This window comes from Streptomyces sp. NPDC096048 (assembly GCF_044763415.1).
Taxonomy (GTDB): domain Bacteria; phylum Actinomycetota; class Actinomycetes; order Streptomycetales; family Streptomycetaceae; genus Streptomyces.
This window is the reverse complement of record NZ_JBIWGG010000001.1, coordinates 91,064-101,220: the sequence shown is the minus strand read 5'-3', so window position 1 is coordinate 101,220 and position 10,157 is coordinate 91,064. Positions and strand designations below refer to the sequence as shown.

General features: G+C 70.5%; 10 protein-coding genes. 4 read left to right on the top strand and 6 right to left on the bottom strand.

What is annotated here, in order from left to right; genetic code table 11:
• Positions 1–9 precede the first annotated feature (9 nt).
• Positions 10–369 carry an NADH-quinone oxidoreductase subunit A gene (locus tag ACIQ6R_RS00545; protein ID WP_003974383.1) on the bottom strand — a complete coding sequence of 120 codons (360 nt, stop codon included), beginning with the start codon at positions 367–369 and terminating at the stop codon, positions 10–12.
• 753 nt (positions 370–1,122) lie between these two features.
• On the opposite strand from ACIQ6R_RS00545, the gene ACIQ6R_RS00540 reads away from it, so the two are divergent.
• Together ACIQ6R_RS00540 and def are read left to right on the top strand one after the other, a co-directional pair.
• Positions 1,123–1,968, top strand: coding sequence for a C40 family peptidase (locus ACIQ6R_RS00540; RefSeq protein WP_404217770.1), 846 nt, complete (start codon positions 1,123–1,125; stop codon positions 1,966–1,968).
• A gap of 241 nt (positions 1,969–2,209) precedes the next feature.
• Entirely contained in the window at positions 2,210–2,833 is a 624-nt protein-coding gene (def, locus tag ACIQ6R_RS00535; protein WP_404217768.1) for a peptide deformylase, read from the top strand.
• A gap of 17 nt (positions 2,834–2,850) precedes the next feature.
• Here def and ACIQ6R_RS00530 read toward each other — a convergent pair whose 3' ends face one another.
• Positions 2,851–4,134: a geranylgeranyl reductase family protein gene (locus tag ACIQ6R_RS00530; protein WP_404217766.1), complete on the bottom strand. Its 1,284-nt coding sequence runs from the start codon at positions 4,132–4,134 to the stop codon at positions 2,851–2,853.
• Positions 4,135–4,233: 99 nt separating this feature from the next.
• On the opposite strand from ACIQ6R_RS00530, the gene ACIQ6R_RS00525 reads away from it, so the two are divergent.
• Positions 4,234–4,749 (top strand): GNAT family N-acetyltransferase, encoded by a 516-nt coding sequence (locus ACIQ6R_RS00525; protein ID WP_404168723.1) that lies wholly within the window; start codon positions 4,234–4,236, stop codon positions 4,747–4,749.
• Between the two features lie 93 nt (positions 4,750–4,842).
• Positions 4,843–5,202 carry a PASTA domain-containing protein gene (locus ACIQ6R_RS00520; protein ID WP_404217764.1) on the top strand — a complete coding sequence of 120 codons (360 nt, stop codon included), beginning with the start codon at positions 4,843–4,845 and terminating at the stop codon, positions 5,200–5,202.
• A gap of 90 nt (positions 5,203–5,292) precedes the next feature.
• On the opposite strand, the gene ACIQ6R_RS00515 is transcribed toward ACIQ6R_RS00520, so the two are convergent.
• The 4 genes from ACIQ6R_RS00515 to ACIQ6R_RS00500 are packed head-to-tail and all read right to left on the bottom strand — an operon-like array spanning position 5,293 to position 9,980.
• The gene (locus tag ACIQ6R_RS00515; protein WP_404217762.1) at positions 5,293–5,988 is read right to left on the bottom strand and encodes a demethylmenaquinone methyltransferase; all 696 of its coding nucleotides are present in this window, start codon (positions 5,986–5,988) and stop codon (positions 5,293–5,295) included.
• Positions 5,989–6,011: 23 nt separating this feature from the next.
• Positions 6,012–7,136, bottom strand: a complete 1,125-nt coding sequence (locus ACIQ6R_RS00510) for an acyltransferase (protein WP_404217759.1) — start codon at positions 7,134–7,136, stop codon at positions 6,012–6,014.
• Entirely contained in the window at positions 7,136–9,466 is a 2,331-nt protein-coding gene (locus ACIQ6R_RS00505) for a bifunctional polysaccharide deacetylase/glycosyltransferase family 2 protein (protein ID WP_404217757.1), read from the bottom strand. Before ACIQ6R_RS00505 ends, ACIQ6R_RS00510 begins: the two co-directional genes overlap by 1 nt.
• Positions 9,467–9,485: 19 nt before the next feature.
• Positions 9,486–9,980, bottom strand: a complete 495-nt coding sequence (locus ACIQ6R_RS00500; RefSeq protein WP_404217755.1) for a hypothetical protein — start codon at positions 9,978–9,980, stop codon at positions 9,486–9,488.
• Positions 9,981–10,157: the final 177 nt, after the last annotated feature.

Here is a 10,157-nt window from a genome sequence, read left to right as displayed (position 1 = left end):
AAAGGCCCCTCAGTCCCATTCCAGGCCGCCGCGCCGCCATACGTACGCGTACGCGACGAAGACGGTGAGCACGAAGAGCAGCATCTCCACGAGCCCGAAAATCCCCAGGGCGTCGAAGGTGACGGCCCAGGGGTAGAGGAAGACGATCTCGATATCGAAGATGATGAAGAGCATCGCCGTCAGGTAGTACTTGATGGGGAAGCGCCCGCCGCCGGCCGGCGTGGGGGTCGGCTCGATGCCGCACTCGTAGGCCTCGAGCTTCGCCCGGTTGTACCGCTTCGGACCGATCAGCGTGGCCATGACCACGGAGAAGATCGCAAAGCCTGCCCCGAGGGCTCCCAGTACGAGGATGGGCGCATACGCGTTCACCGCTCCTCGCTCCTCTCAGTCGGCACTGACTGCTGGCGGTTGCATCGGACTCACAGCCGCTCCAACAGCCCCACGAGCCCCGCTCGTCCCGGCGAAGATCGCGAACATGTGAAGCAGGTCACAAGCCCAACTGCCTCGCATCTTATGCCTGCCGCTCTGTGATCTGCGACACGGGGTATTGCACAAGCTTTGTGATCTCCACCACCTGACGAACGATCATGAAGTCGGATGAGCGGTGATCTTCACACAAGAAGCGTTCAGGTGATCACCAGAGGTGACATTTTCGCTCGTCGCCGCTGGCCAGAGGGGGCGAGCGGCGAGCGTCTCAATATCAAGATGCTTCCCTTGCATGCAAATTGGTGCTGGACGCCGACCCTTGATAGAGGACGCGTTCACACATCAGAGGGAGGGGCAGGGTGCGATGTGGACACGTGCACGCGTTCACGAGCACCGCGGGACCGGTCGCGCGCCACGGACGCGGCCGACGGAGCAACCGTTCCGTGACGTGCGCCACATTCATGAGAGACGTCTGAGAACCGGGCTTGGCCAACTGTCCCAACAAGTGGTAAGCGCGGGGCAATTCGGGCGTAACGATCAAAGAGCGTGATCACAGGCTGGTTACGGGCCGCCCGCAATGTCCGTTAGGACGTCAATAAGGAGCGACACGCCCGGGATTCGAGGCTCGGTTGAACAACTGTGGCACAGCACACGTTTCTTGAAGGTATGGAGGAGCTCCTGATACCGGTTGTCCCTATGTCCCACACCGCTCACATACGCAGCCACCGGAAACCCCGCCGCAGCGCGTCGACCATCGCGATGCGGGCCGGAGTTGCCGGTGGCGTCCTCAGCACCCTTGCAGTGGCCGGGGCGTCGGGTTCGGCCAACGCGGCCGAACCGGTGACGCAGACCCTGGAACTGCCCACCCTGACGGCCGACCTGGCCGCTCAGGTCGCCCAGTCCGCGGACGTCACGCAGCAGGCGGCCGCGAGCTACGAGCTGCAGGCCGAGCGTGACGCGGCCGCCGCGAAGGCCGCCAAGGAAGCCAAGGCCGACCTCGCCGAGGCCAAGAAGAAGGCCGCGGAGGAGAAGAAGAAGGCTGAGGAGGCCGCGCGCAAGGCGGCCGCCGAGCGCGCCTCGCGCAGCGCCGAGCGCGCCACCCTGAGCGCCTCGGCGGACACCGGGTCCTCCGACAGCTCGGGCAGCAGCGCCGGCAGCAGCACGTCCACGTCCACGTCCACGGCCACCGGTTCGGCCGCCGCGGTCGTCGCCTTCGTGCAGTCCCAGGTCGGCGACGCCTACGTCTCCGGCGGCACCGGCCCCAACTCCTGGGACTGCTCCGGTCTGGTGCAGGCCGCCTTCAAGTCGGTCGGCGTCGACCTGCCGCGCGTCTCCCAGTCCCAGTCGACCGCAGGCACCCAGGTCGGGCTGGACAACCTCCAGCCGGGCGACATCCTGTACTGGGGCGGCGCGGGCAGCGCGTACCACGTCGGCGTCTACGTCGGCGACGGCATGTTCGTCGGCGCGCAGAACTCGTCCACCGGCGTCGTCAAGGCGCCGCTGTCGTACGACCCGCCGAGCGGCGCGGTGCGCGTGCTGTAGAGCGCGGGCATATCCGTACGAAGGGCCGCAGCCGCTCGGGGGCTGCGGCCCTTCGGGCTCTCGCCGACCCTGGGGTCTCTCGCGGCTCTCCGAGCGCTCAGGACTTCGCCGGGCCTTCGGACTCTCCGGCTCTCGGGGCCCTCGCGGCCCTTGGTGCCCTCGCGGCTCTCCGGTGTCTCCTGGCATGCTCGGCGCGGGCCGGGGCCTCACCGGCCCGTCCACGAGCCGAAGGAGAGAACTCATGCCCAGCGTGTTCGTACAGGGGCGGCCCGCCGCCGCATTTCCCCCGCTCGCCCCGGAGGCACGGCGCGGGTCGGTGCGGCGTGTCACCGAGGTCGGCGAAGAGGTGCTGCACAAGCCGTGCCGGGACGTCACCGAGTTCGGGCCCGACCTCGCCGCGCTCATCGACGACATGTTCCGCACGATGTACGTCGCCGACGGCTGCGGGCTGGCGGCGAATCAGGTGGGCGTCGATCTGCGCCTGTTCGTGTACGACTGCCCGGACGACGACGGTGTCCGACATGTCGGGCACATCGTCAATCCGGTGCTGGAGCCCCTCGATCCGGCCGCGCGGCGGCTGCTCGACGAGGGCGAGGGGTGTCTGTCGGTGCCGGGTGCAGTCATGGCCGTACCGCGGCCGGACCGGGCCGTCGTGCGGGGCCTCGACAGGGACGGCGAACCGCTGCTCGTCGAGGGCACCGGCTACTTCGCGCGCTGCCTCGCCCACGAGACCGACCACGTGAACGGGCACGTCTACCTGGACCGGCTCTCCGGCCGGGAGCGGAAGGCGGCGCTGCGGCAGTCGGCGGACCGGCGCGAGGAGGTCCTCGCGCGCCGGTCCGCCAAGGCCGCGGCTCTTGACTGATCAGCCCGAGCGGCCGGTCAGGCCTTCGGTGCGACCTTGCTCAGTCCGTTGATGATGCGGTCCATCGCGTCGCCGCCCGTCGGGTCCGTCAGGTTGGCGAGCATCTTGAGGGTGAACTTCATCAGGATGGGGTGGGTGAGGCCGCGCTGGGTCGCGATCTGCATGACCTTCGGGTTGCCGATGAGCTTCACGAAGGCGCGGCCCAGCGTGTAGTAGCCGCCGTAGGTGTCCTTCAGGACGCGCGGGTAGCGCTGGAGGGCGACCTCGCGCTGGGCCGGCGTGGCCCGCGCGTGTGCCTGGACGATGACGTCGGCGGCGATCTGGCCGGACTCCATGGCGTAGGCGATGCCCTCGCCGTTGAAGGGGTTCACCAGGCCGCCGGCGTCACCGACGAGCAGCAGGCCCTTGGTGTAGTGGGGCTGGCGGTTGAAGGCCATGGGCAGGGCGGCGCCGCGGATCGGGCCGGTCATGTTGTCCGGGGTGTAGCCCCAGTCCTCCGGCATGGAGGCGCACCAGGCCTTCAGGATCTCGCGCCAGTCGATCTCCTTGAAGGAGTTGGAGGTGTTCAGCACGCCCAGGCCGACGTTGGAGGTGCCGTCGCCCATGCCGAAGATCCAGCCGTAGCCCGGCAGGAGGCGGTCCTGGGCCCCGCGGCGGTCCCAGAGTTCCAGCCAGGACTCCAGGTAGTCGTCGTCGTGGCGGGGGGAGGTGAAGTAGGTGCGGACTGCGACGCCCATCGGGCGGTCCTCGCGGCGGTGCAGGCCCATCGCCAGGGACAGCCGCGTGGAGTTGCCGTCGGCGGCCACGACCAGCGGGGCGTGGAAGGCGACCTCGCGCTTGTCCTCCCCCAGCTTGGCGTGCACGCCGGTGATGCGGCCGGTGCGGTCGTCCACGATCGGGGCGCCGACGTTGCAGCGCTCATAGAGGCGCGCGCCGGCCTTCTGGGCCTGCCGGGCGAGCTGGTCGTCGAAGTCGTCGCGCTTGCGGACGAGTCCGTAGTCCGGGAAGGAGGCCAGATCCGGCCAGTCCAGCTGGAGACGGGAGCCGCCGCCGATGATGCGCAGGCCCTTGTTGCGCAGCCAGCCGGCCTCCTCGGAGATGTCGATGCCCATGGCGACGAGTTGCTTGACCGCGCGCGGGGTCAGGCCGTCACCGCAGACCTTCTCCCGGGGAAACGCGGTCTTCTCCAGCAGGAGGACGTCGAGCCCGGCCTTGGCCAGGTGGTACGCGGTCGTGGAGCCGGCTGGCCCCGCGCCCACGACGATCACATCGGCGGTGTTGTCGGAGAGGGGCTCGGTCACGGCGGGATCTCCCCAGAGTTCGAAAATCTGCGTGCCGACGGGCACTGGACATGGGCAGTCTATTCAGCGTCACCGATCACCCGGCTGAAGGGCTGCCCAGTGAACCGAGCTCTCCCCGTTGTACGGTTGCGCGTCCCCACCGACGAGGACGCCGTCGCCTGGCACCGGATCTTCGACGACCCGGATGTCATGGAGTTCCACGGCGGGAGGTCCGCGGAGCTGTCCGTCTACGAGGAACTCACCGCCCGCCAGCGCCGGCACGACGCCGAGCACGGCTTCTGCCTGTGGACCATGGTGGACGAGGACGGCCAGGTGGTCGGCTTCACCGGCGCCCAGCCGTGGCCGCAGGACTGGGGCCCCAAGGGCGACATCGAGATCGGCTGGCGCCTCGGGCGGGCGCACTGGGGCAAGGGGTACGTCACGGCGGCGGCCCGGCAGACCCTGGAGCGGGTGCGGGCGGCGGGTGTGGCGGAGGTGGTCGCGATGGTCAACGCGCGCAACGTCCGGTCCATCGCGGTCACGGAGCGGCTGGGCATGCGGCTCGACGAGGTCTTCACGACCCCGGTCTCGCAGCAGCAGGGGCACTGCTACCGGCTTCCTCTGCACAATGCATGACAGACAGTAACCGAGTGTCACAGTAAGCCACTTGGCGCTTCCCGGCGGTGCCCCGCGAAGCTACTCTGCCGGGTACCGCTGGGGGTGACGTCCGTGCGCCTGGTACCCAAGAAATCCGACGTTCGCGTACCGCGCCTGGTCGGCCTGATGGCCGTGGACGCGCGGGAGGCGGCCGGGGCGCAGGGCCTGTTTCTGCACGCGCCGGACCGGCCGGACCTCCACCTCACCGTCGTCGACTACGTCGTACGCCAGTATCCGCAGCCCGGCGCGCAGGTGCCGCGGGAGTCGATGGTGTACGTGTGGTTCGACTTCGGGGAGGGCGAGGGCGGTGGAGGCATCCGGGAACCGCGGGTGCCGGGGCCGCCCCGGGGCGGGCTCCGGCGGGAGCTGGCCGAGCCGGGCGAGCCAAGCGAGGGCGGGCCGCCCTACTGCGCGACCCTCAGCTCTCCCTGAGTACCCTCAAGCTCTGCTTGAGTCCCCTCGGCTCTCCCTCGCTTCCCCTCAGCTCTCCTTGCGTCCTCTCAGCTCTCTCCCTGCTTCCCCTCAGCCCTGCTTGAACCCCCGGTGCAGTGCCACCACGCCGCCCGTCAGGTTCCGGTACGCCACCCTGGACCAGCCGGCCTTGCCCAGCCGCTCCGCGAGCGCCGGCTGGTCGGGCCAGGCGCGGATGGACTCGGCGAGGTAGACGTACGCGTCGGGGTTGGACGACACCGCGCGGGCCACCGGTGGCAGGGCGCGCATCAGGTACTCGGTGTAGACGGTCCGGAAGAGCGTCCAGGTCGGGTGCGAGAACTCGCAGATGACGACCCGGCCGCCGGGCCGCGTCACCCGGTACATCTCGCGCAGCGCCGCGTCGGTGTCCTGCACGTTGCGCAGCCCGAAGGAGATGGTGACCGCGTCGAAGACGTCGTCCTTGAACGGCAGCCTCGTCGCGTCGCCGGCGGTGAACGGCAGCCAACTGTGCCGCTCCTTGCCGACCTGGAGCATGCCGAGGGAGAAATCGCAGGGGACGACGTAGGCGCCGGTGCGGGCGAAGGGCAGGGAGGAGGTCGCGGTGCCGGCCGCCAGGTCGAGGATCTTCTGCGCGGGACGGGCGTCGACGGCTCGGGCGACCTCCTTGCGCCACGCCCGGTCCTGGCCGAGCGAGAGCACGGCGTTCGTCAGGTCGTACCGTTCCGCGACGTGGTCGAACATCGAGGCGACTTCGTGCGGCTGCTTGTTCAGGGAAGCGCGGGTCACGGGCCCATTGTTGCAGCACGGGCTCACGGCAGCAGGCGCGGCCTCTTCCGCGCGGCGACGTCCTCCACCCATCCGAACAGCAGCACGAACGCCGCGATCAGGGCCCAGCCCACCCCCAGCAGGAACCACTGGCTGCCCAACGGCAGGTACGCCTCGAAGGCGGGCACCTCCCAGAACCGGTCGATCAGCGGAACGGCGGCCACCAGCGCGATCTCGTGCCAGAGGTAGACCGTGACGGCTCGCGCGTTGAGGACACCCACCAGCCGGGCCGGCCACCTCAGTGGTCGCAGCCGGGTCAGCCCGGCGAAGCCGGTGCCGAACCGGGCCTTGGCGTACATCAGCGGCGTCACGAAACCGGCCGACCAGAAGGCCTGGGCGAGCGGAATGTCGTCGAGGTCGTAGGTGCCGTACTCGGCCCGGTGCGCGAACGCGTACCAGCCGCCGTAGGCGAGCGCGGCGATCGACAGGGCGACGACCGCGGCCGGCTTCAGGCGCCCCAGGACGCCGTCGCGGTGCGCGAAGCCCAGGAGCCAGCAGAAGAGGTACGTCGCCAGGTCGAGCAGCCCGGTCCCGAGGCGGTTGTCCGGCGGCTGCCGGACGTACTGGAGGACCACGATCGGGGCGAGGGACAGCAGCAGCACCGGCACCGGAGCCAGCCGGAACACCCGCAGCAGCAACGGAGAGAGCAGGACCAGCCACAGGTACGTGCGCAGGTACCAGAGGACCTCCCAGGCCTGCTCGCCCCAGGCACTGCCCGGCGGGTCGCCGACCGGCACGACCCAGAAGACGATCTGCCACCCCGGCATCCAGCCGCGCAGCAGCATCGCACCCACCACGAAGACGCCCCAGCACCAGAAGGGCGGGAGCAGGCGGCGCAGCCGGCCCCGGATCACCGCCGGGGCCGGACGCCCGAGCGACTTGGCCATCAGGGTGCCGGCCAGGGCGAACATGACCCCCATGGAGGGGAAGACCAGTCCTGCCCACGGCCAGCAGAAGACGTGGTACGCGACGACCCGGACGAGGGCGAGCGCGCGCAGGGTGTCGAAGTAGTGGTCCCGCCCACCGGTCGCGGCCCCCGCCGTGGCAGCCGCCGGTGCCGTGCTCACGTCGGGGGTGCGGCGCGCTGCTCCCTTGCTGTGCGCGCCCATCACCCGGTACCCGCGGTCCCGGTCGGCGTCCCCACCTCACCCGTCCGCTTCAGTTTCTGCCAGCGCAGCCGGCCGCCGGTGAGGGCGGTGACGCAGGAGTGGATGAGGACGAGGTACATCATCTGCCGGTACGCCAACTGCTGGAGCGGCATCATCAGCAGGTACCGGTACCTCTCCCGGTCGAGGCGGAAGGCGTAGGCCGCGCACACGAGCTGGACGCCCAGCACCGCCAGCCACGCGAGCAGTGCCGCCCGGAAGTCGACGAAGACCATCGAGTAGACGGTGAACACGTCGATGAGCGGGGCGAAGACCGGCGTGACCACCTGGAAGAGCACGACCAGCGGCATGCCGACCCGCCCGAAGCGGCCCGAGGGCCCCTTGTCCGTCAGGGAGCGGCGGTGCTTCCAGAGCGCCTGCATGGTGCCGTAGGACCAGCGGTAGCGCTGCGACCAGAGTTGTTTGAGCGAGCCCGGCGCCTCCGTCCAGGCCCGGGCGTGCTCCTGGTAGACGACCCGCCATCCGGCGCGGTGCAGGGCGATGGTGATGTCGGTGTCCTCGGCGAGGGTGTCGTCGCTCATGCCGCCGGCCTCCAGGACCGCCCGGCGACGGAACGCACCGATCGCGCCGGGGATGGTCGGCATGCAGCGCAGCAGGTCGTACATGCGCCGGTCGAGGTTGAAGCCCATCACGTACTCGATGTGCTGCCAGGCGCCGATGAGGGTGCGGCGGTTGCCGACCTTGGCGTTGCCGGCGACCGCGCCGACGCCGGGGTCGGCGAAGGGCTGCACCAGGTGCCGTACGGTGTCCGGTTCGAAGACGGTGTCGCCGTCCATCATCACGACGATGTCGTACCGGGCGTGCCGGACGCCGTTGTTGAGGGCGGCGGGCTTGCCCGCGTTGGCCTGCCTGACGACGCGGAGGTTGGGCAGTCGCAGGGACTCGGCGATCTCGGCGGTGCCGTCCGTCGAGCCGTCGTCCACGACGACGATCTCGATCGGGTGGGTGCTGCGCGCCAGTGACTGGAGGGTGTTGGCTATGCACTCCTTCTCGTTGTACGCCGGGACGATCACGCTCACCGGCCCGGTGACGGGCGGCCCCCAGCTGAAGCGGCGTCTGTTGCGCCTTCTGTAGTGGCGGCGGGCGAGGATCAGCATCATCCCGAACCGGCCCATGACGGCCACGCCCACGATCACGAGTCCGATCGACAGCGCGGGGACCGTCCACTCGGCGACCGCGACAGCCGCGATGAGCGCCTTGCCTTCGTAGAGGGTCGCGCCGGTGGCCTGGTGGTGGGCGGCCTGGAGGTCGCTCCGACCGCCGTCGGCGCCGGACGCCCCGGCCGCGGGCCCGTCGGAGGCCTGCTGTCCGGTCTGCTGGCCGGACTGTTGGCCGGACTGTTGGCCGGACTGCTGCTGAGTCTGCTGTTGGGGCTGCTGTTCGGCCATGACGCCGCTGATGGTGGTGAAGGTGTAGCCCTTCGCCTTCATCTTCTCGATGTACTTCGGCAGCGCCTCGATCGTCTGCGAACGCTCGCCGCCGGCGTCGTGGAAGAGGACGGACGCGCCCTCGTCGTCCTCCGGCGTGGCCCACTTGACGATGTCCGAGACGCCGGGCCGCCTCCAGTCGTCGCTGTCCGTGTCGACGAAGACGCTGGTGTAGCCGTCCTCGCCGAGCTCTTCGTAGACGGGCCAGCTGTAGTTGTCGATGGCGTCCGTCTCGGAGGAGTACGGCGCCCGGAACAGCGTGGTGGTGATGCCGGCCGCGCCCGCCAGGGCGAGCTGGGTCTGCTCGATCTCGCGCGTGACGCGGGCGTCGCTCTGATAGGAGAGGTCGACGTGGGTGAAGGTGTGGATGCCCACCTCGTTGCCCTGCTCGACCAGGTCCTCCACGATGTCCGGGTAGCGCGAGACCATCGACCCGACCAGGAAGAACGTGCCGGGCACGTCGTACTTCTCGAGGATGTCCAGCACCTGCGGCGTCCAGGTGGGGTTCGGGCCGTCGTCGAAGGTCAGGGCGATCGTCTTGTCCGGGACGGAGACGGTGGTGGCCTGTCCGCCGCGGAAGGTGAGGATCGGCCCGCCGTCGAGGACCTCGTCGGGTACGTCGCTCGCGCTGGCGCCGGTGCGTACGCGCTGGTCGCCGCCGACCTCCGCGCGCAGATAGCCGTCGAGCAGCATCACGCAGGTCAGCGCGAGCAGGAGCAACAGGGCGAGCAGGACCCGCGGCCGCTGGAGCGCGGCGGCCCGGCCGGCGGCCCGCTCGATGCGCGAGGGGGCGCGGCGGCGGCCGCGCGAGGGCGGGGAGGGGGGCGTGGGTGAGGACGTCGTCATGGGAGTGGGGGCGTTCCGGTCAGTCGGAGGTGGCGGCACTGGCGGGGGCGGAGGTGCCGGCGCTCGGGGTGGCGGAGGCGGTGGTGCTCGGGACGGCGGCGGTGGCGGCGGCGGCGGCGGTGGTGGCGCCGGTGGTGGCGCCGGTGGGTGCGGTGGGCGCGCCGCTGGGTCCGTCCGTGGGCGGGGTGGTCGCGCCGGTGGGTGGCGTGCCCGTCGGCATCGGGCCGCCCTGCGGCCCGGCACCGCCGCCGGGACCCGGGCCAGCGTCCTGGCCGCCCCCGAAGGGCAGCAGCGAGGACGGGGACACCGAGGTGCCGATGCCCATGAAGGCAAGGCCCAGGACGGCCGCGTAGCCGACGCAGACCACGCCGACGAGGAGTCCCAGCCGGCGCAGCAGCCGGGCCCGGCGTCCGGAGTTGTCGACGAACACGGGCCCTTCCGCGGACCCGTTGCCGCGTTTGCGACGGCGACCGCGCGGCGCGGCGCGGGAGGCGAGGACAGGCTCGGATTGCATGCCCCGGACGTTAGGGAGCCTTGCCTGCCGCCGGCTCTGACCTCGTTGTGAGATCCCGGTGAAAAGCCGCGCAGCCTGTCCGCCCCCTGTGCGACGGCGGGAAACCGCGCCCTTTCCTCAGGAAAGCCCCAGCAACGCGTGAGAGGTTCACTCGTCCGACGACGAGAACGTCCGACG